This is a genomic window from Pseudoalteromonas sp. SMS1, assembly GCF_021530565.1.
Classification (GTDB): domain Bacteria; phylum Pseudomonadota; class Gammaproteobacteria; order Enterobacterales; family Alteromonadaceae; genus Pseudoalteromonas.
The window spans coordinates 134,491-157,459 of record NZ_JAKGBI010000001.1 but is presented as its reverse complement, the minus strand read 5'-3'; the positions used below and the strand labels follow the sequence as shown (position 1 = coordinate 157,459).

The 22,969-nt window shown below is 41.5% G+C and carries 15 protein-coding genes; 12 read left to right on the top strand and 3 right to left on the bottom strand.

The annotated features are described in order from the left end of the window. Positions 1–31 precede the first annotated feature (31 nt). The 12 genes from L1286_RS00645 (at position 32) to L1286_RS00590 (ending at position 19,643) form a co-directional block, all read left to right on the top strand. Entirely contained in the window at positions 32–784 is a 753-nt protein-coding gene (locus tag L1286_RS00645; protein WP_235404958.1) for a DUF3450 domain-containing protein, read from the top strand. Positions 785–796: 12 nt separating this feature from the next. Further along, positions 797–2,164, top strand: coding sequence for a MotA/TolQ/ExbB proton channel family protein (locus tag L1286_RS00640; protein WP_235404957.1), 1,368 nt, complete (start codon positions 797–799; stop codon positions 2,162–2,164). Positions 2,165–2,167: 3 nt separating this feature from the next. After that, positions 2,168–2,695: a MotA/TolQ/ExbB proton channel family protein gene (locus tag L1286_RS00635; RefSeq protein ID WP_235404956.1), complete on the top strand. Its 528-nt coding sequence runs from the start codon at positions 2,168–2,170 to the stop codon at positions 2,693–2,695. A 16-nt stretch (positions 2,696–2,711) separates the two neighbouring features. Continuing rightward, positions 2,712–3,122 carry an ExbD/TolR family protein gene (locus tag L1286_RS00630; protein ID WP_039610430.1) on the top strand — a complete coding sequence of 137 codons (411 nt, stop codon included), beginning with the start codon at positions 2,712–2,714 and terminating at the stop codon, positions 3,120–3,122. Positions 3,123–3,131: 9 nt separating this feature from the next. Further along, entirely contained in the window at positions 3,132–3,737 is a 606-nt protein-coding gene (locus tag L1286_RS00625) for an energy transducer TonB (protein ID WP_235404955.1), read from the top strand. Positions 3,738–3,758: 21 nt separating this feature from the next. After that, positions 3,759–5,063, top strand: coding sequence for a tetratricopeptide repeat protein (locus L1286_RS00620; RefSeq protein WP_235404954.1), 1,305 nt, complete (start codon positions 3,759–3,761; stop codon positions 5,061–5,063). 197 nt (positions 5,064–5,260) lie between these two features. Beyond that, complete coding sequence (locus tag L1286_RS00615) at positions 5,261–6,883, top strand: hypothetical protein (protein ID WP_235404953.1); 1,623 nt, start codon at positions 5,261–5,263, stop codon at positions 6,881–6,883. 81 nt (positions 6,884–6,964) lie between these two features. Next, positions 6,965–9,679 carry a TonB-dependent receptor plug domain-containing protein gene (locus tag L1286_RS00610; protein ID WP_235404952.1) on the top strand — a complete coding sequence of 905 codons (2,715 nt, stop codon included), beginning with the start codon at positions 6,965–6,967 and terminating at the stop codon, positions 9,677–9,679. An 820-nt stretch (positions 9,680–10,499) separates the two neighbouring features. Next, on the top strand, positions 10,500–11,609 hold the full coding sequence (gene asd / locus L1286_RS00605) for an aspartate-semialdehyde dehydrogenase (RefSeq protein ID WP_235404951.1): 1,110 nt from the start codon (positions 10,500–10,502) through the stop codon (positions 11,607–11,609). A 1,361-nt stretch (positions 11,610–12,970) separates the two neighbouring features. Beyond that, positions 12,971–16,111 carry a hypothetical protein gene (locus L1286_RS00600; protein WP_235404950.1) on the top strand — a complete coding sequence of 1,047 codons (3,141 nt, stop codon included), beginning with the start codon at positions 12,971–12,973 and terminating at the stop codon, positions 16,109–16,111. Positions 16,112–16,190: 79 nt separating this feature from the next. Beyond that, positions 16,191–17,375, top strand: coding sequence for an aromatic ring-hydroxylating oxygenase subunit alpha (locus L1286_RS00595; RefSeq protein WP_235404949.1), 1,185 nt, complete (start codon positions 16,191–16,193; stop codon positions 17,373–17,375). Between the two features lie 189 nt (positions 17,376–17,564). Beyond that, positions 17,565–19,643 (top strand): hypothetical protein, encoded by a 2,079-nt coding sequence (locus L1286_RS00590; protein WP_235404948.1) that lies wholly within the window; start codon positions 17,565–17,567, stop codon positions 19,641–19,643. Between the two features lie 350 nt (positions 19,644–19,993). Here the strand turns inward: L1286_RS00590 and L1286_RS00585 are convergent, their stop codons facing one another. The 3 genes from L1286_RS00585 to L1286_RS00575 form a co-directional block, all read right to left on the bottom strand. After that, positions 19,994–20,887, bottom strand: a complete 894-nt coding sequence (locus tag L1286_RS00585) for an alpha/beta hydrolase family protein (RefSeq protein ID WP_235404947.1) — start codon at positions 20,885–20,887, stop codon at positions 19,994–19,996. 486 nt (positions 20,888–21,373) lie between these two features. Next, positions 21,374–22,516 (bottom strand): phage head morphogenesis protein, encoded by a 1,143-nt coding sequence (locus tag L1286_RS00580; RefSeq protein ID WP_235404946.1) that lies wholly within the window; start codon positions 22,514–22,516, stop codon positions 21,374–21,376. Further along, on the bottom strand, positions 22,509–22,955 hold the full coding sequence (locus L1286_RS00575; RefSeq protein WP_235404945.1) for a hypothetical protein: 447 nt from the start codon (positions 22,953–22,955) through the stop codon (positions 22,509–22,511). The genes L1286_RS00580 and L1286_RS00575 overlap by 8 nt, the downstream gene beginning before the upstream one ends. Positions 22,956–22,969: the final 14 nt, after the last annotated feature.

The following is a 22,969-nucleotide window of genomic DNA, read 5'->3' as shown; positions in this document are numbered from 1 at the left end:
GAACAAGCAAATATTATAAAAGGTGTGTGAGATGAAGTGCGTTAACCAATTGCTTTTAGCGGGCGCGTTTGCAGTAGCAAGCAGTGCGCAAGCAAACGATCTCAATCAAGTAATAGACTCTAGCTCTGCAATCAATAAATCAGCGCTAACTTCTCAAAATAAGATCGATGCGATCTCAGATAACATGCAGTCTCGTCTGCAGCAATTCAGAACGCTTAACAAGGAAATCGAAGGCCTTGTTGTATATAACAGCCAATTAGATAAGCAAATCAAAAACCAGCTTGAGGAAATGGCCGCAATTAATGCTTCAATGGACCAAGTGTCGGTTATTGAACGTCAAATTACGCCGCTTATGCTTCGTATGATTACGGGGTTAGAGCAATTTTTTGCATTAGATGTTCCTTTTTTACAAGACGAACGTGCAAATCGCATTGCAAATTTAAAATCAATGATGGAGCGTGCTGATATTACATCAAGTGAAAAGTTTAGACGTGTATTGGAAGCATACCAGGTTGAGGTAGAGTACGGCCGTACCATTGAAGCTTATACGACCCTAATAGATGTTGAAGGTCAGGAGCGCGAAGTAGATATGTTACGTATTGGTCGCCTTGAACTGTTATACGTAACTAAAGACTCAGCAAAAGCTGGTAGTTGGAATAAAGACACGAAGCAGTTTGAAGCTTTGCCAAATACCAATATTAGCCAAATCAACAAAGGTGTTCGCATTGCGCGTAAGCAACTTGCACCAGATATGCTCACTCTTCCAATCCAAGCTGCTCAATAAGAGGTATTACTAATGAGCTTTTTAAAATCATTCAGCCGCAAAGCACTGTTCGTTTCAGCATTCGCTCTATCCAGTTCGGCTTTTGCGCAAAACGCAATGGATTTGGACGAACTTCTTAAAACGTTAGAATCAGGCCAAGCAGCCCAAACTCAGCAAAATAAAGCCCGTGAAGCGCAATTCAGAGCGCAGGAAAGTCAGCAAGTCAGAATGCTAAATGAATTGACGGCAGACCGTAACGCACAATTGAATCGGTCTGAACGCATGGAAACTCAATTCGAAGAAAATGAAATAAAATTGGGCAACCTCAGTGATACTTTGTCAAAGCGTATGGGTTCTCTTAAAGAGTTATTTGGTGTGCTTCAACAGGCATCAGGTGACGCAAGCTCTAAATTCAGAACATCGGTTGTGTCTGCAGAGTATCCTAATCGCAGTGACGTGATGGATGAAATGGCTAAAAAAATGGGGTCAACGTCTAAACTGGCATCCATTGAAGATATCGAAAAAGTCTGGTTTGAATTGCAACGTGAAATGACAGAGCAAGGTAAAGTTTCTCGATATACGTCAGAAGTTATTGTCAATGGGGGGGCTAAAGTAAGTAAAGAAGTATTACGTGTTGGTGCATTTAACCTTATTGCCGATGGCAAGTACCTAAATTATAGCTCGGAAACAAATACGATTTCAGAATTGACTCGTCAACCGGTTGCACGTTTCCAGCACAGTGCAGATGAATTACAAAGTGCAAACGCTGGTAAAGTTGATTTTGCGTTAGACCCAACTGGGGGCTCCATTTTAGGTCTTTTGGTTCAAGCGCCAAATACCAAAGAGCAAGTTGAACAAGGTGGTGTCGTTGGCTACGTGATTTTAGCGGTAGGTGCACTGGCATTATTAATTGCGCTAGAACGTTTTGTATCTCTGATGATCATGGGTGCCAAGATCAAGCGTCAATTAAAAGACAAAGTTGCCAAGGAAGACAACCCACTTGGTCGCGTAATGAAAGTGAAAGACCAGTATCCTGATGTTGCATATGACACGTTAGAATTGAAATTAAGTGAAGCAATCTTGAGAGAGATGCCAAAAATTACGCGAAATCTGACACTAATTAAGATCATCTCTGTTGTTGCGCCGCTACTTGGTCTACTTGGTACCGTAACGGGTATGATTAACACTTTCCAAGCAATTACCTTATTTGGTACTGGCGACCCTAAATTAATGGCTGGTGGTATCTCAACAGCGCTTGTTACCACAGTGCTCGGCCTTGTTGTGGCAATTCCGACGGTGTTCCTATACACAATCCTAAATACTCGCTCTCGCAACCTACTACTGATTCTACAAGAGCAAAGCGCGGGAATCATCGCTGAGCGCAGCGAGAAAGGAGCGTAATCAATGGTACTTTTAGTAGATGCGATAACTGCTCTACAAGAGTTCCTCGATACGGGTGGCCAGGTTCTCCTGGTCATCGGAGCGGTTACATTTGCAATGTGGCTACTTATCTTGGAACGCTTCATGTATTTCTTTGGGAAGTACCGCAGTTATAAAAAGCAAATTGTTGCAGGTTGGCAAGGTCGCAGTGAAAGAAATAGTTGGAATGCGGAGCAGATACGCCAGTCAATGATTTCAAAAGCCGGCATCGAGCTAAATAACAACTTACCTTTTATCAACGTTATGGTAGCCCTATGCCCTCTACTAGGGCTACTTGGTACCGTAACCGGCATGATTGAAGTATTTAATGTAATGGCAATAACAGGCTCTGGCAGTGCACGTTCAATGGCTGCTGGCGTATCTAAAGCAACGATTCCCACAATGGCAGGCATGGTCGCAGCACTTTCGGGTGTATTTGCGTCGACCTACTTGCAAAGAAAAGCGAAACGTGAAGTTGAGCTATTAGAAGACAAGCTGCTGTTAGATCACTAAAGAATTTGAGGTAAAAATGAGAGCTCCATTAGCAAAAGTTTTTCAAGAAGAAGAAACCGAAGAAATTAACATGACGCCCATGCTGGACGTTGTATTTATCATGCTCATCTTCTTTATCGTAACTGCTTCGTTTGTAAAAGAAGCTGGTATAGACGTAAACCGCCCTGAAGCTGCCACGGCTGTTAAAAAGCAAAGAGCAAATATCTTAGTCGCAATTTCAGATAAAGGTGAAATCTGGATCAACAAACGTCAAATCGATATAAGAGCCGTACAGGCTAATATTGAACGTTTAAAAGCAGAGAATCCGCAAGGTAGCGTCGTTATTCAGGCAGATAAAAAAGCCACAACAGAGATATTAATCAAGGTTATGGATGCGTCAAGAGCAGCTGGTGCGTTTGATGTGTCAATCGCCGCTCAAGAATCTTAAGGTAAGACGATGCGATATATTGTTGCGTTATTGATTGCTGGCGTTGTTACTTTCTTTCTATTTCTGGGTATGCAAGCGCTTATCACTGGTGGCGAAGGAACAGCGACCGAACCTGTGAAAGGGAAAGTGCTCGATTTTGTGAGATTGAAGAAAGAAGAAACAGTCCAGAAAAAGGAACGAAAGCCGGAGAAGCCACCTACACCGAAAGAGCCACCTCCACCAATGGATGCGCCTCAAATGCAAGCTAATAATTTGGATGCCGGCGCGTCGAGCTTTGATTTTTCAGCCAACGTGGATGCTGATGTAGATTTAGCGGGTGGTTTGGCACTGGAATCGAGTGATGGTGAATACCTGCCTATCGTTAAAGTGGCACCCGTTTACCCAAGAAGAGCGTTGTCCAGAGGTATCGAAGGGTTTGTCATTGTTGAGTTTGTAGTAACTAAACAGGGCACCGTGCGTGACCCCAAGGTTGTGCAAGCTGAACCTGAAAATATCTTCGACAGGGCTGCAATGGAAGCTGCGCTTAAATTTAAGTATAAACCTCGAGTTGTGAATGGTGAAGCGGTAGAGGTCGCAGGCGTTCAAAATAAAATTTCATTCCAAATCAACGGTTAGTGGAATTTAGGAGCTTGAATTATGAAAGTGATTAAAAATTTACTAGTGCTGAGTGTCAGTGCCGTAGCTGTTAATGCTGCTGTCACGCTCACGTCACTTGTACCTGATGTTTCTATATCGACTGCCTATGCAGAGACCAAAACAAAGCGCGTCCCCGCGCTTCGTGAGAAAGTGTACAGCCAATTGGCAAGAGCGCAAAAGTTAGCTGACGAAGGCAATGTTCAAGAAGGGCTAGAGGTTTTAGATTCAATCAAAGATCGCGCGTCGAGTATGAATTCTTATGAAGTAGCAATGATGCATAACTTCTATGGTTTTATCTACTACAACGAGAATGATCTTTCCAATGCTATCGCATCATTTGAGAAGGTAGTTGCAGAGGAAGCGATACCAGAATCATTGAAACTCTCAACAACCTTTAGTCTGGCGCAGTTGGCAATGGCCAACGGCGATTATGCAAAAACAGTAGAATATTTAGATGAGTGGAAAAAACTCAATACTCAACCAGTTAAGAGTAATTTTTATACATTAAAAGCACAGGCTTTATATCAGAATAAAGACTATAAAGAGGCTTTGCGGAATATAAATAGCGCAATAGAATTGGCTGAGTCAAATGGTGAGATACCAAAAGAAAACTGGTTGGTATTGCAAAGGGCGTTATATTACTCTCTGAATCAGCCTAATAATGTAATAAAAACTATTGAAAAAATGGTCAAGCTTTTTGATAAGCCCCAGTATTGGATTCAGCTAGGTGGTATGTATGGCGAAGTTGGCGAAGAATCAAAACAACTGGCCATATTAGAAACTGCAAAACAACGAGGTTTTATAAAAACTAAAACTGAGATATTACAGTTGTCTCAAGTATATCTTTACAATGGTTTACCTTTTAAAGCTGCACAAACGTTAAAATCTGGCATTGATTCTAATATTATAGACAGCTCGGCCAAGAACTTATCATTTATAGCAGAAGCATATGTCCAAGCTAAGGACGACCAGAAGTCAATTGAGTTCTTCGAAGCAGCCGACAAACTGGTTGAGCATGGTAACTTCCAGCAACGTCTTGCAGAGGTTTACATCAATATGGAGAATTATGATGACGCCGCTGATGCTGCCAGGGCAGCACTTGATAAAGGAAGTTTGAGTTTCGAGTCCAATGCATATGTTGCACTTGGAATGGCGCAATATAATATGAAGAATTTTGATGCTTCAATATTGGCTTTTGAGCAAGCGGAAAAGCACAAAAAGTCAGCAAAACTCGCGCGCCAGTGGATTAAATATGTCCAAAAGGAAAAGTTGCATGATGAAAGTTTAAAGCAAGCAACTTTATAATAAAAACAATTTTATATTCGCAACACCAAAGCTGCCTTCGGGCGGCTTTTATTTTTTAAATAATTATTAAGAAATTAATTAAAGCTGTCTTTGTCATTTTAAATTATAAAATCTGTAACCCATCTGTAACACGTTAAATCTAACCTAGATCCAATAAATAAATACGGTTATAACAACTATATTCTTTGGAGACCAACATGAACCTTTCTGGTTTATTTAAAGTAAGCTTAATTTCTTCTGCTCTTGTACTTGCTGGCTGTGGTGGCGGTGATATTAACGTTAACCCAACTACAAATGATAACCGAGTTGATAACTCTGTAGAAAATATCACTAACCCAGGTAATGATAACAATAATGATAACGACAAAGTTGTTACATTAGATTGTGCGACTTACACAGTAGATGGTACGGTTTTCTCGGGCGAGCAAGACGGTAAAAACTGTAAATACTCTCAAGCATTTGCAAGTGATGAAAAAGAGATTAGCGCTTCTTTCCTTATTAAGGCACTGCCAGACAATGGCGCGCACATTTTCGAAGGCGCTTTGTTCATTGGTTCAGATGTTGATACTTCAAAAGGCGGTTCAATTGACCTTGATGGGCCTACATTAACAATTGAAGCGGGCGCGACAATTGCGTTCACAAAAGCTGATAGCTTTGTACGTGTTGCACGTGGTTCAAATATTCACGCAGTAGGTGAAGTAGATAAGCCAATTACATTTACTTCAATCTTTGAAATCGACGAAGATGATTCAACGACACCAGCGATGCAGGACTGGGGTGGTATCCAGATCAACGGCATGGCAACGACTGTAGAGTGTTCTAAAACTGAAGCTGAAACGGGTATGTGTAACATTGCAGCTGAAGGTGTTGTTTCATACTACGGTGGTAATGACGACACAGATGACAGCGGCACGTTAAAGCACGTCGTTGTTAAGTTCGCAGGTAACGGTGTTGAAGGTGATGAGCTTAACTCAATCACACTAAATGCGGTTGGTTCTGGCACAACCGTTGAGTATGTACACATTCACCAAGGGTATGATGATGGCATCGAACTATTTGGTGGACAGGTTAATATCAAACACATCGTTGTAACAGATACCGCTGATGACGGTATTGACTGGGATACAGGTTGGAAAGGTAACGGCCAGTTCATCCTAGTACAAACGCTAAACCAAGGTAACCACGGTTTTGAAACGGACGGTGGCAAAAAAGACCCAACGTCTGCAGAAGGTTCTGACCGCGCGACTTCAGGTTCAAACCCAACAATTGCTAATGCAACTGTTGTAAGCAACGGTATAAAAGGTCCTCGTGGCCACGGTGCTGGCATGGAAATGAAAGAGTGGGGTAAAGCACAGCTTCACAATATGCTTTTCGTAAGTAAAGGTACAGAAGACGGCGCAGCATGTTTTGACCTATACAACGAAAAAGATGCATCTAGCTCAGCTGGCGTACACGCAAACGCAGTAGCAGGTGACATTAAATTCCATAACTCAATCTTTGCATGTGCGAAAGATTTCGAAGACATTCACACAGCACTTGAAGGCAACCTAGCAAACTTTGACATTGCTCAGTGGTTCACAGGTGGCGGCAACCAGCTAATCGGTTTCGTAAACTTCGAAAACGTACTTGGCGCTAACATGACAACTACTAACGGTACTATCAAAGACAAAGATGGTAACAACGTAGCGGTAGAGTCTTCTAAATTAAGCGAAGATAACGCTTTCTTCACTGACGTGGCTTACATTGGTGCATTAGGTGAAGACGAAACAGACACTGAATGGGCTAAATTCGTAGCTGAGTCAGTAAAACGTACTCAATAATCTAAGCCATATCCAATAAACAGTTAATGGGCGCTTTAAAGCGCCCTTTGTGAATAAATATTTGGTTTAGAGGAATTACAAATGAAACCAATCAAAGTGTTCAAAACAAATTTGATAACCATTTCTTTGCTTTCTCTTTTGAGCCCTTTGTCTGCAAGTGTAATGGCAGAAGAGACTGCTCAAGAAATTGAAGAAGTGGTTGCTGTCGGCAGCCGTCTAAAAGGCAGTGCGAGTGCGGTTATTGAAGAGCGTAAAAACCAAGCGTTTGTTGCCGATATCATGGGTTCTGAGCAAATCTCTAGAACTGGTGATAGTGATGCTGCTGCGGCGCTGCGTCGTGTCACTGGCCTAAGTTTGGTCAACGACAAGTTTATTTATGTGCGTGGTCTTGGTGAGCGTTACTCAAGTGTTCGTTTAAATGGTGCTCAGGTCCCAAGCCCAGATTTAACACGTAATGTAATACCGCTAGATATATTTCCTTCAAGTATCATTGAGTCTCTTGCAGTTCAAAAGGCGTATTCGCCCGACATGCCAGCGGCATTCGGTGGTGGTGATGTCAATATCAGAACTAAGAGCATTCCTAGTGATCGCGTAATCAAAATTGAAGTCGGTGTTGCACATAAAAATACCAATGATAAAGGCTTTGTTTATAACGGCAGTGATGATGATTGGCTTGGTGAAGATGACGGGCTAAGAGCAATGCCAACTGCAATGACTAATGCGCTCAATCGTTACGTCAATGGTATTTCCGACATTTCTGTTCTTAACATTCGTTCAGTAGAGTCTAAAGAGCGCGGCACCGATATCTCTCAAGACGAGGCGATAGCAATCAATAAAACTCTAACAAAGTCACTACATCGTGATTTTGGTATGGTAGAAAAAAGCCTAGACCCAGACGTAGGCGGTAAGCTTGTCTACGGTGACCGTTTTGATGATGTATTTGGTTTAGGTGGTTCTTTAGGGTTCTTAATCTCTGCTGCTTACGATCATGAGTGGAGTCACAGTAAAGGCTTCACCGCTGTACTGTCTTCAACAGAAGTAAAGACAGAAGAGTGTGGTAAGTCAGACTTAGCATGTTACTCATCTAGAAATGACAAAGAGTCTACTAAGAAGAATGTAAAGCTCAATACATCATTTAACCTTGGTTATAAGCTAGACGGCCATGACCTGAATGCAAGTTATATGAAGTTGAAAGACACCGAGGACGAAGCATCCGTATCGCTTTACCAAGAGCCTTCGAAATCATTGAGCATCGCAAGTGGTGAAATTCAACGTAAAAACTTAACTTCATTTGAAGAACGTGAACTAGAAGTGCTTCAGTTCCGCGGTACGCATAATATCGAGTACGACTTCATTAAAGGCGTTGGTTTTGATTGGCACTATACTGATTCCACCGCGACAACAAATATTCCAAGTGAATTAGAGATCACGGCGAGAGATCGCTATACAGATGGTGTTTACACAGAGACTTACACCAGTGGTGCGCTGGGTGGTGATCCATTCTTATATCGCTTTGTTGACATGGAAGACAAAGTGGAAAATTTTGGTTGGAACTTATCCAAAGCATTCTATTTTGATTCATCTGAAATCGAATTAAAAGGTGGCGGTTATTTTGTTGATAAAACACGTGAGTACCGTACTGACTTCTTCAAATATCGCTTTGGTCCTACTGAAGAGTTGACCCTTGCCACGAACAGAAATGAAGCACTAGGTATTGGTAGCTACTTCAGAGATGATGCTCGCGTTGATAGTACTGAGGTTGAAATTCAGTTCCAAGAGCCTAATGCAGACGATTACATCGCTGCTCAGAAAATTGATGCTTATTACGGTAGTTTCGATTACGTCTTTGCAAATGATTGGCGAGTGTCTGGTGGTTTGAGATATGAAGACTTCAGACAGGTTGCGCTTGCGTATTCTCGTTCAGCTTTTGACCCAGCGTTATTGCAAAATAAACTAAGTGCTGAAGCAATCCAAAAAGCGACAGTCATGCAAGATGACACGTTTGGCTCGTTATCAATGACTTATAGCCAACCAACGTATCAAATTCGTGCAGGTTGGGGTCAGACCATCGTAAGACCAGATCTACGAGAATTGACACCTGTTCAATATCAAGATCCACTCACAGACTATAGAACTTTGGGTAACCCAACGCTTGTATCAAGTAATCTAGATAACTTTGATGTCCGCGTTGAGTTCTATTTCGAAAGTGGAGACAACTTCTCGGTTGGTGCGTTCTATAAAGATATCGACAAACCCATTGAAGCGCAGCTAAATGAGCGTGATGGTCGATTTACACTGGAATTTGAAAACGCCGATTCTGCATACGTTTACGGTATAGAGGCGGAGTGGCTTGTAGAGCTTTCTTCAGACTTCCTCGGCGGTGCATTCTTTACGTCTGGTAACTTAACGATGAGTGATTCAGAGGTAGAGATATTGGAAAGCGCACGGGGTGATTTAACTAACCTCAAACGTCGTATGACAGGTCATTCAGAGTATGTTGCCAATTTACAGTTAAACTATGACTCGCATGATGGCAATCATCAAGCATCTGTCATTTACAATGTTTTTGGCGACCGTATTTTAGCGGCAGGTGTTAACGGCTTTGATGATGCGTATGAGCAACCAATTAACTCATTAGACTTGGTATATAGTTATTATCCAACGTTTAGCACGACAGTGACGTTCAAGGTGAAGAACCTGTTAGACCAAGATTTTGAAGTAGAGCAAAACGATGTCCTTATTCGTCAAAAAGAAACAGCACAGCAAGTCAGCTTAGACTTTGCAATAGAGTTCTAATTGTTGAATACATCAGCTAACAAAAAGCCGCATAATTGCGGCTTTTTTATTTTAAAAGTATTATTAATTAATTATTCACAACTGTCACTAGTATAATTATTTAAATATTTTTTAAATATAATGGTGAGTCAATCGTCAGTGTAAGTGACGTAAAATAAATCTTAATAAATTTAATGACTTTCACATGAAAAATATGACATTTACGTAAGCGTAAACATATATTAAATTTAGATTTTTTTTATAACCTAGATCAATTTTCTGAAAGAATTTTACTTGAAAAGAGTATTAAAGTGACTCATAATAGCTACCACAAAAGGGTTATCGCATATCCTGACCATTTTTAGAAGTCTTGTTAACATAAAATAAACATTTCTTCTGCCCAGAGTTCTAGTTTGATGCGCAGCATCAGGCTCGGACGCAACCTTTACATGTTGTATCCAAACCCCGCTATTTGCGGGGTTTTTTAATATCAAAAATCCCATACCTTATTAAGTCGTTGCAAGGCTAATCACGCCCAGTTATTTGTGTTTATTCCACATTGTGGTCGTTCGTTTGTTTGGTTGCTGGATTGCGGTCAAATATGACGCCATTCAAGCGTTACCGGCAAACTCGACGGGTTACCACAATGAGATCAAGGGGTTGTGATTGCCGATGCGGACTGGGTAGCTTTTCTGTATCCGTGTACCCCACCGCATCCAGAGTTAAATGATTTTAAAATTGCTACAAAAAGTACTAGAGCTGGTGGATATATTTTGCTACTTTAGACGTCTAGACGTACCCCTCACGCAATGAGAATTTTAAATAAAATAAGGGTAATGTAATGAATAACGTTGGATTTATTGGTTGGCGCGGCATGGTCGGCTCTGTTCTTATGGAGCGTATGGTAGCTGAGAATGATTTCTCTCATCTTAATGCGCATTTCTTTACAACATCGCAAGCTGGACAACCAGGTCCTACGTATGGTGGACAAGCGAAACCACTTAGTAGTGCTTTTGATATTCCATCTTTACAAAAAATGGACATCATCGTGTCTTGTCATGGAGGAGATTATACCAGAGAGGTGTATCAACCGTTGCGTGATGCTGGCTGGGAAGGCTATTGGATCGACGCAGCGTCTGCCTTACGAATGTCTGCAGACAGTATTATTGTTTTGGACCCAGTGAATAAAGATGTGATTCAACAAGGTCTAGAGCAAGGCGTGAAGACCTTTGTTGGCGGTAACTGTACCGTTTCTTTAATGTTGTTAGCGCTAGGCGGATTGTTCGAAAAAGACTTGATCGAATGGGTTAGTCCAATGACTTACCAAGCTGCTTCCGGTGCGGGTGCGCGTAATATGCGTGAGCTTATTTCTCAAATGGGCGAGATCCATGCTAGCGTAAAAACCCAATTAGAAAACCCGTCTTCTGCGATTTTAGAAATTGACAAGCTTGTGGCTGACAAACTTAAATCAGATTCGTTGCCAAAAGACCAATTTGGTGTGCCACTAGCTGGCAGCCTTATTCCTTGGATTGATGTCCCACTTGAATCAGGTCAAAGCAAAGAGGAATGGAAAGCAGAAGTTGAAGCAAATAAAATTTTAGGCTCGACTAAGCAGCCTATTCCAGTAGATGGATTATGTGTCAGAGTGGGTGCAATGCGATGCCATTCACAAGCTTTGACGATTAAGCTACGTGAAAATATTGACGTTGCTGAAATTGAAAAGATCCTTGATGAACATAACGAATGGGTAAAAGTTATTCCAAATGAGCGTGAAATAACAGAGCTAGAGCTTTCACCTGTCAATGTCACAGGCTCATTGCATATTCCGATAGGGCGAATTAGAAAGCTTTCTATGGGCGACAAATACATTAGTGCATTCACAGTGGGTGATCAGCTACTGTGGGGGGCTGCCGAGCCACTGAGGAGAATGCTTCGTATCATCACGGGGTAAATAATAAAAACGCCTAGATTGCAAACAAGCTAGGCGTTTTCAATCTAACTTACACACACTCTTAGCAGCGCTATGTATACACGACGACATAAGCCTGCCCTTTTCCATTCTATAGTAGCCAATGCCAGCACAGGCTATTCTTAGGGTCTGAGTAACCCTCACTGTCTGTCGTGTGCAATAATACCGATGATGCACGTCATTTCTTAACAACTCATGCGAATTATCACTTTTGCGCCAAAGCAACGTGTCCACGGTATGCGGTGTTATGTTTGGGTTAACTTTCATTAGGAAGCAGTGATTACTCGCTGCGTAAATACAAAACACACACTGTTGAAAATTTTAATACACTACTTAAGCACTGGTTCATTGTTTGTAACGCATAACGCGCACGATGCTCGCCAGTAGCATACTTCTAAAAGCAGACGTTTGTCATCTCACTTCCTTTTTTGTAAGAGAGAGTGGCTCATAACAAGCCTGATGTATATACACAAATTAGATAATAATGACTTTTTATAAGTTACATTTAATTTACATGTTGGTGTTTTTTACGAATTTAGACTTAATCAAGAGTAATAGCGGGTATATGGCTAAAAATGTCGATAAAAGCTGAAATTACGCGCTTATAAGTCATTAAAATGGGCCTAATATTGGCTTTATGCTGTGTCATTTTTTAATTTACCTTTATTAGGTATTGCACTGTATTAGTTCCTATAATGCGTAACGTAAATGTGTGAATATACATGTTTCCCTCAGAATAAAAATAGATCTTAAATAGGAACTAACTCAGGTTTGTATTAAAAAGTATACAAAAAAAGGTCATTTTTATTTGTGCTGAATAGATAAAAAACCAATAATACTTTTTCAAATGTAAGTTACTTGTACTTTTTTATAATCTATCTTTTATCCGCTTATATATCTACTCTGGCTATGTAGTGATCGATATTTAAACAATCCTGATCGCACAGTTCATTTAAGGTAAACCATCAATACTGACTAAATGGCTAGCCTACTTCAGCTTAATAGGGATACTACAACATCGCCTGCTACCGTAGCGTCGTACGATAGGCATAGGTATTTTTATGTAACCAAGCGTACTATCTTATCTATATATTTTCAACGTGACAATATAAGGCGTATTATTGATAAGTCACACTCCTTATAAATTTACATGCCAGATTTATCCAATCTTTGCGAATGCATTTTTAGACCCTAACCTTAGTTGCCTTCTGTTTATTATTGCGCAGAAAGCAGTATAAAGGTACAAAAATTTTCGGGTTGATATCTTAGATTTTCAAATTGACAATTTACATGCATCTGATCTAGTCTGTAAATTGTCAGTGTGAAAATATAAAGGTGTAAAAGTGGTAAGAGTTAAGAACAACAAGTTCATGGGCCTGTTGTATATGGTGATTTTGGCTAGCTGCGGAGGAAATAGTAAGTTGGACAACGCCGGTGCTCACACGCCGATTATCCCCATAGTACCCGTCGCCCCGATTGTGCCAGAGGCGCCGTCGGTACCTGAGGTACCAGTGAAGGTCGAGCCTCCAGCAAGAGAATCGGACTATGTAGGTTTTGAGTCGGCCCCGGTTAGGCCATTAGCAAAAACGCCAGACGGCAAAAAACTGTTGATGACGAACACTTCCAACAATACGCTAGAGATATTCTCTATTGGAGATAACGGTATTGTTACACGCTTGCAGAGTGTGCATGTTGGATTAGAGCCTGTTTCAGTGGCGGTTATCAATGAGCAGGCATGGGTTGTAAACCACCTATCTGACTCAGTAAGTATTGTCGATTTATCATTTTCACCCGCACGTGTTGTGCGTACGCTATTGGTTGGTGATGAGCCAAGAGACATCGTTTTTGCAAAGAACAAAGCGTTCATTTCAACTGCTCACCGAGGTCAGCAGCGATTAAACCCAGTCTTAGCAAAGGTAAAAGGCGCAGGAGATCCTATGTTAGATACACCTGGAATAGGGCGTGCTGATGTTTGGGTTTTTGATACTAGAGCGTTAGGCCAGAACCTTGGCGGAAAGCCTCTAGAAGTTATCTCGATGTTTGGCGACACTTTGAGAGGTCTAGCGGTTTCTTTGGATGAAGAAACAGTGTATGCCGCTGTACTTCATTCTGGCAATCAAACGACTGCTGTGCATGAAGCCGTCATGTGCCCTGGATTCGAAGACGATGAGTACGGGGCTGTACCTTGTAAAGTATTGGATGAAGTGAGATCACCTAAGGGACTCGCTGATGGCTACCTTCCAGGCGGTCGAACTGCACCAGGCACAAATGCTGAAGGTGAATATCAACCTTGGACAAGTATGATTGTGCAGTATGACCGTCGCTCTGGACAGTGGCAAGATACAAAAGGGCGTAACTTTTCCAATGGCATACGTTTTCACTTACCGGATCACGACGTTTTTGCGATTGATGCAAATACGCATCAGGCTATCACAAGCTTTAAGCATGTAGGGACGACCTTGTTTAATATTGCAGTTAGCCCAACTACGGGTGATTTGTTTGTATCCAATACTGATGCAAATAATGCGAGTCGGTTTGAGGGGGCAGGAGAATTTACCGGTTCTACTGTGCAAGGTAATATCGCAAAAAGCCGTATTTCAGTTATCAATCCGTTAACTGGCTCTGTGTTCCCTAGACACCTGAATAGGCATATAGATTACGAAGATTTAAAAGGGAATGAGTTAATCAAGCAGCATAGCTTGTCCACACCGTTGCAGCTTGAAGTTAGTGCTGATGGCAAGCGATTGTACAGTGCCGTCATAGGCTCTAATAAAGTGGCCGTCTTGGATACGAATGAATTAACTAGTGAGCAGTATTGGGACAATGAAGGTAAAGAGTTTGATCCAAAAATCGCGAGTGAGCAGTACTTGTCTGTCGATGGCGGTCCAACGGGTATTTTGCTGAATGAAAATCAAAATTCTTTATACGTTTTTACACGATTCGATAATAGCCTTGTCAATATAAGTTTGACAACGGGTGATGAACGTCAGCGAATCGCCATGCCGACACTTGAACCAAAAGACTTTATGGCAGGTAGGCATATGCTTTATGATGCCAATCGCTCTTCGTCAAATGGCGAGTCTTCATGCGCTAGCTGCCATATTTTTGGTGATACAGACCACCTAAGTTGGAACCTTGGTAACCCCGACGCAAAAAATGAAAAAAACCCGCAACCGTTTCCAACCCAAAACTTATCGGAGTTAGGGTGTTTGTTAGTGGGTCCTGACGAAGAAAGTTGCCAGCTTCTGGAAATCATCAACGGCAATGGTGATGAGCGTAGCTTTGCATCAATGAAAGGCCCGATGGGGACACAAACTTTAAGAGGCATGCAGCATCATGGTCATATGCATTGGCGGGGTGACCGCTCAATTGGATACTTTGGTGATGATATTGCCCAAACTTTAGATGAACGCACATCTTTTAAAAACTTTATTGTTGCCTTCGAAGGGTTAATGGGTCTTGATATTGTATTGCCAAAGTCCGTAGAGGCGGAAGCAAAGTCGGTCGACGTTAAGCAATTGGAGCAAGATATGGATAAGTTTGCCGATTTTATGCTTAAAGTCGCGTTACCACCGAATCCAATCAGAAATTTAGACAATTCATTGTCATCTTCTGCGCTTGTGGGTGAACAGTTCTTTCATGGTGAGCGGCGCTCTGATGGCGCGGCGCAAGACACTTCATTAAATGGCGATAATGTGGATGGCGTTAATTGTGCAGGCTGCCATGGTGTTGATCATGCGCAAGGGTTTTATGGAAGCCGTGGGGAAATCGCACATGGGGGAGAAATTCAAATTTTGAAAGTGCCGCAATTAAGAAATTTGTATACACGTGTTGGTATGTTCGGTTTACCCGATCGTGAGGGCTTTTTACCTTCCCACACCAAAACACATCAAGGAGATCAAATCCGTGGCTTTGGTTTCTTGCATGATGGCGCAACGGATCAACTGCTAAACTTTCTCAAAGGCGGGGTATTCGACAATGGCGAACAAGGTTGTCCAGAGGGTGCCGATGAAAGATATGGCTGTCATTTTAATGTTGGGGAAATAGGCATTCCTGATGAGAGAACACGGCAGGGCTTAGTCGATTACATGATGGAATTTGATAATGATTTAGCCCCCATTGTAGGTCAACAAATTACACTTACAGAACACACATTAGACACAGTCAAACCGAGAATTTTGCTGTTTGAACAAAGAGCAAGTACGCCATTTGTCTCAAAGCTCTTGGGAGGGCGGGTCACAGAATGTGATCTGATTGTGTTGGGAGTTGTGGACAATCAGACCCGAGGATACCTTTTTGACCATACTGAAAAAAACTACAGAAGCGATAGAGCATTTGAAAACCGTATTACCGCAGAGCAATTATTGACTATCGGGTCGCAGCAAGGAAATAGTTTAACGTTTACTTGCACCCTGCCGGGTAAGGGGTGGCAAGCTGCATTAGACAATAATTTAGACGGTATTTTAAATGGTGATGCCCTTTAAACACTGTACTAAGTAAAATGTTTAAAGTAAAAAAAATCAGCGAGTTATAAAATATAAAGTGGACCAGCAGGTAAAAAATATGACTAAGCATTCATCGCCACTCATGGCTGAGTACGCAAACGTGGCTCAGGCTCCGATTGAGGAAGCCTACTCGTTGCCTTTTGCGGTGTATAAAGATGAAGATATCCATGATCTTGAAATGGAGAAAATATTCAAAAACGAATGGGTCTTCATTGTCAGCGAACAAGAAATAAATCACACAGGAGACTATTTTGCCTTTACATTAGCCGGTGAGCCCATTGTGATTCTCCGAGGTCAAGATGGTGCTGTCCGCGCGCTGTCAAACGTGTGTCGTCATCGAGGGACTATGTTACTCGATGAAGGCTTCGGTAATGTGGAGAAAAACATCGTTTGTCCATATCATGCTTGGACATACTCAGATGAAGGGACTTTCAAAGGTGCGCCATTTACGGGCAATGTGAATATCGATAAACAGGCCCATTGCCTCTTGCAATTTCATCTTGAAAGTTGGCACGGCATGCTGTTTATTCACCTTGGTGAGCCAACTAATTCGCTGTTAAATCGCCTTGAAGGTATTGATGATTACATACACCACTTCGAACTAGCTAAATTTGAACATGGCTATCGTTCGGATAAGCTTGAACACTGGGATGCAAATTGGAAACTTGCTATGGAAAATGCCATGGAAAGTTATCACTTATTCAAAGTACACAAGGCGACGCTTGAAACCGTCACCCCAACCAGACAAGCTTTTGACATTGCAGGCTACGCCGAATGGGCCTTGACAGGAGGAGAGATGAAAGACACCTCAAGCTCGCTCACCAAGTGGTTCAGAGGAAGTTATCCAAAAGTATTTGATAACTATGTTTTAATATCAATTCCTCCATCGTTTGTAGGGATACTTACCTCTGAGAGTCTATCATGGATTCAAGTTTTGCCGGTAGATAGCGAGCGGTGTATCGTTCGATCAGCAGGCATTTCAAATGTGAAGGTCAGTACTGAAGATAAGGCGGAAAAAGCTTTTGTCGATGCATTTTTTGCTGAGGATAAAGCTATTTGCGAGCGTGTTCAGCGAGGCATGGCTTCAACTCGGGCCCGAGGCGGAAAACTGGTTACGATGGAAAAGGTTGTTGTCGACTTTCATCAATTTTTAGCAAATCGACTGTTTAACACGCCTATCAGCGACTTTTATGAAGCGCCCAAGGCACAGTTATTTTTGAGTGAGAGCGGGAATGGGGAGTAGGCTAAACAGGTTGATGGGATCGTTAACATGAAGATGACGCTTAATATCAAGGCATTCGCTACCTCCAATTCAAGCTGCGTCCAAGGCGATAACTGGGCTATGCGCTCAAAATTGGCGTGCCGCTTTTAAAGTATTCACTTTAAGGTAATATAATCGGTTGAAATATAACCATTAATAAAAGGATACTTTATGAAGCAGATAGTAAAAAAAGCGTCACTATCGATCTTGCTACTCGGTGCATGTAACGCAAATGCGCAATACACCCAAAGTGAATGGGCCGATAAATTTGACTTAATCAGTGAACAATATCAGGCCCAGTACCCAGATAGTTTCAGTCGTTCAAGTAATTTAGCTTGGGCAGAAGCCTACTACTTAGATGCACTGATCGAAATGTACTTGGGCACAAAAAATCAGAAATACTTAGATGTGTTTGTTTCTCGTGTCGATAAAACATTGGCCCTTGCAAAAGACAATACTGGTATGGGCAAAGATGGATATGATGGATGGGGCGAATGGGTCTATTCCATCGATGCAATTCAAAATTTCGGTGCAGAATTAGCTGACTCGCAAGACAGCACATTGCCAGCGAATTGGAAACGCTGGCAGTCAACTTCGGCCACAGCATATAGGAATACCGCTGATAAAGTAGAAGATGGAAAAAGCACCGCAGCCTTTACGGTTAAAACAGCACCACAAACAAATCGCTGGCATGTTCTGCAATCACCTTTAACCAACCCATACAAACCCGATTCGAATTTCGATCCAAACAGTAAATACCAAATTAATTTTCATGCGAAGATTGAGAATTGCGACGCAGGTGTTCGGGGTCTAGTTCAAGTTTATGATTTTACAGATAGAAAAGTACTACTGAATAAGTACATCGATTCCCAGAGTTATCAGTATTACATTGCTGACTTTATTACGCCGTCGAAACCAAAAAATGATGTTCAAGTTAGGCTGTATGCATCGGATTATCGCAAAAATTGTACTGTGCATTTTGACAATATTCGGGTTAAGTCATGGAGAGAATACCTCGTACATGATGGCATGATCACAGCACCTATGGCGAAATTCATTAAACTGGCTAGGACAGGGCGGTTGGGTTCGCAATTTAGCCACGCATCAGATAACTACTATGACTTTTTGATTAATCATACTTTCCCTAAATGGGAAAAAGACTTGTACAGTACATTAAGTGGCCACCTAGTTTATTTATTTGCAGACGATTCGTCTAGCCGTAAGCCCGGACAGTCTTTACCCCATAACCAATATCTAGCGTTACAGCGCACTTATGCAGAACTCGCTCAAATCGAAGGCAGTGATCCGCATCACAAATATATGGCGCAAGCGTTAATAAACGCGTTTAAAAGTAGTTTAGCACTGGGGCACTATCAAACAAATGCAGGTTTGCAAAAAAATAAATATGAATGGAGCTACTGGAGCATACTTACAGACAAAGACACAATTAGCGATGGATTCAACTGGACAGGTACAGAAGATACTAGTCACGGAAATTTGGATGTTGCCGCAGCGGTGAGTAGTTATAAAGCAGGCGTTGGATTTAATAAAGCGGAAATGACTTACTTCGCAAATACTGCGGATTTTATGATTTCTCACTGTGACAATTTTAGTATGCATGTCAATAAGTGCTATGCCTCTGAATCTCTAACGTCTTTGAGGTGGTGGATGCAATTAGCAGAATTTAAACCCAGTATTTATCATGACTCAGAAGATAAATTAACGCCTATATATGAGGCAATACAAGGTGTCGGCCAACGATATTATATGGGGGCAATTGCGCAGCTTATAAAAGGTTATAAAGTGTATCAACAACCATTTGATGTGGTGTTAGCCAATGCATTACCCGAAGGCTGGAGACATTGGCAGTCAACGCCTGATACCGTATTTCTGAGCCCGAACAGTGCTTTTAGTGGTTCACAGGGGTTAACGGTAAGGAATAAACCAACTTACGGGTGGCAAGTTGCCCAAAAAGTTTTTGACTATGAACCGGGTGCAACATACAGATTAGAGTCAATGGCTAGAGTATTCTCTGGAGATGCAAATGGCCGCGTAATGGTTTATGACGCAACGAGTAAGCAATCGATTGCCCAAGTAGTGACTAACAGCAGAGATTGGGCGCCGATAACTTTAGAGTTTACAGTGCCAAATACCGCAGGGCATGTTGTACAAATCTACTTGTACTCAACAAAGTGGCAAGTTGATAGTGAAATCCATTTTGATGACTTAGACGTGTATCGAATAAATTAACTAAATAATATGTGGCTAGTGCGTGAGTGCTAGCCAATATCGTTAAGTGCGGACATGACAGCAATGTCTGTAACACCTTATCGCCAGAATCGAGGAGATTATCGTATATATACTTAATACCATGCAAATGTATAATAACATCCCATAATTTACGTTATGTTAAATTGTGTATATATCAAAAGTATCAAAGTGTTGACCCTAATCTCCTCAACATAAGGCAGCTTTAAACGCCATGCAATGTCCAATACTAATCAGTATCGGACATAATGTAGGTTGTATCCATCAATAGATTTTAGAGATACTGAGTGTTCAAGTTTTAAATCGCAGATGCCCACTTAAGCAGCCGCAGATTAATGGCGATGAGTTTGTTGTTGAATCCAATGTAATGCAATGTCTATGGGTTCCTGTTTATTAGTATTGTGTCCTAACGATGAGAATAAAACATATTCATAAGGTTTGCCCTGAGCTTTTAGTGTATTAATTTGCTCCATACACATTTTGACTGGAACCTGTATGTCTTTTTCTCCAAACAGCCAAAGGCCAGGTATTGATAAGGCATTTAAGGAGTCTTTCGGATCTGTGGCTGTAAATTGGTATTTGTCAGGATCATTTTCAGTATGTGCTCGTGCCATCTCATCAGTATGATTGTCCCAAAAATCTTCTCTACCATTGGTGTAGAACTGAAATCTAAGTTGTTCTAACGTGGTGATTGTAGGACTACTAAAAAGCACCATAAAGTCTACTAACGGATTTTTGTGCGCGGTCATTGGGATAATCCAGCCAGCTTGGCTTGCACCAACAAGACCAATGGGCAATTGCTTATCATATTGATGAATAATGTTGATCGCCGCACTTGCGTCTTTTGCCAGAAGCGTTAAGTTATCAACACTGATATTGTTGGTGCCCACGGAAGGCCCAACATAAATACCACCAGACTCTCCTACCCCGCGTTTGTCATACGTCAAAACCAGTAAACCATTCTCGGCTAACAACGTTGCTAATGTTGTCATTCGTGGCACGGGATCAGATCCATGTACTAGCACAACTGCTGCATGCGCATTTTTCGGCTGATATACGTTTCCTGTTAATTTTACGCCCTGGCTTTCAAAAACGACCTCTTTGACCAAGATTGCGCCTTCTGCCTTATTTTTATCGTGATTGGAAGCCGTACGCAGATATGTATCGTTTGCCACACAACCTGACGCAAAGGCTAGCAAAAAGATTAAACAACTAATTAATTTCATAATTAAGCAACCTCGGAGCTCTATTTATTAAGAAGATCAAAAAAGGCATGTTTTATACTTAGATTTAAGTCCCTATTATTGCCGTCGTGGTGCCACACACGTTGCGATCATCTAAGTATTCACTACCACCCATTTAACTGTGAGTCATTGGGATGCCTATCCATAGGTAGTTATCTCTTTATTATTGTTCTCACATTTATTATCAAATCGACTTAGTGATTACCAGTTGTAAGGGGTCGTTCATTTCTAGAATTAACCAAACTTTGAAATTCAACTTTCGATTCCTCTGAAAGCCCCATAAGTACTGGACCTAATAAATTTTCGAGCCAAAATCCCAAAAACCAAAAATACATTTGTTTTTAGACAAAACCCGCTCATTCCATATCATTCTGCGCTCATTCCTGCTCACAATACGTTTAGAATTAGACTAATAATCGCCATTTTTAAAAACGTTTAAACGCCCTTTAAATAGACTTTAAATACGCTTTAAACATCAACTTGTTTAAGCGCAACAACTCGATTCATGTCTGGGCCTATCTCAATGGTGAGCAAAATTCCGTTTACCACATACTGCAAAACACTTTGGTTAAAAGTGGATTCGGCGTGTGTTTGGATTAGCTTCATTAACTGTGTGGTTTGTTCAAAGCCAATTAATTGAATTGCCGTTTTTATCATGGCTTCATCAATGACAACCAAAGTGCTTTTAGTTTCGGGCGCGATATCCAAAACGGTTTTAAATAAATTTGGATGCAAGTGCCCTAGCGTCAATTTTGTTCCAGACTCAGGTTTGCCAAGTGACTGCTTAGCCGCAATCGTCGCGACTTGAGATTTAAAATAACTTTGGCCTTCATTAATAGCGTTATTAAAACTCGGTGTGGCAACTTCTCTAATTTGGTGATCGAGTTTAGCTAACATCTGGCCTGTAGCTTTGTCTGCGCCTAACCATGCAAGACCTGGATTGTAATCCCAACCGAGATCAATACCTGGCAAGCGCTCCAGTTCTTCACCTGTTGCTGGGTCAACTTCAGTAAATGGTTTTTGATAATTCTTAAGCGCTGAATCTGGTGTAGCAGTTAACCCCATGCGTTTGATGTCGGCATCACTCAAGCTCACTACTTTACACCTGCAGTTCCAACCGTTAGGCGGATAATGCGTGTGCCAGAAATTATGTTCAATTGGTAAAAGTATGTAATTCCACGCGTTATGTTGCGGTCTTACTCGCGAGTCACCTGCTGTTAAATATAAAAGATACGGTCTACGATGTTTTACACGTTCCTGCTGTTGCCATCGGCCAGCTGCCCGCGCGGTGTTTTTATTGTTTTGATAAATAACCTGCGTACGCCAACCGCGTTTTCCATTGTAAGACCAACCATGTTTTGAAACCGCTTTATCAAAGCGCGCTCTAAACTCAGTGATTGTCTCGCCATTGTCATTCGCAGCAAGTACAGCTCTATATAAGTCGTTTAACAATTCTGTTTTGGTTGCTCCAGCAACGGTAAATCCGCGGGCGTGTATGTGGCCAAGTAAATCTTTATACGACTCAGTGGGTATTTGAACTTTTGATTGAAGATGTGAAATGGCCTCGTCGAACTTTACGAGTTGGCCATATTGGGGATCTAGACTAGGCATATTTCATGAAGTCTTCGTATGAGTCATGATTGATTGACACTAACTCAAGTTCTTTTATTTTTTGGAACTGCCTTACAAGGACACTTGACTTAGTAAAATAAGGGCTAAAATATGTCCCTCGCCCATGTAGATTTGGGTATATCTTTTTAGCTTCTCTTTTGCCAAATGTTTTTTCTATTCTCCTAATGTCTTTCGCTTTAAAGATAGCGAACTGTCGTGTTTTCCAAACTTTCTCGACACACGCTGGCTTGTCACTTTCCAACTGCATCCAGCTAGCTTTAATTAACCCATTAATGTAGACACATAAAATTGTCTGGGATTCGCTTTTAGGCTCCCTAGTGATGCTTATCTTATCTTCACCCAATCTAAACTCCACGCTCGGATATGTCCCGGCCAGATGGTTTCTAATGGTTTCCCATAAATCTTTTGAAATTGGCATTTACATTTCCTTGC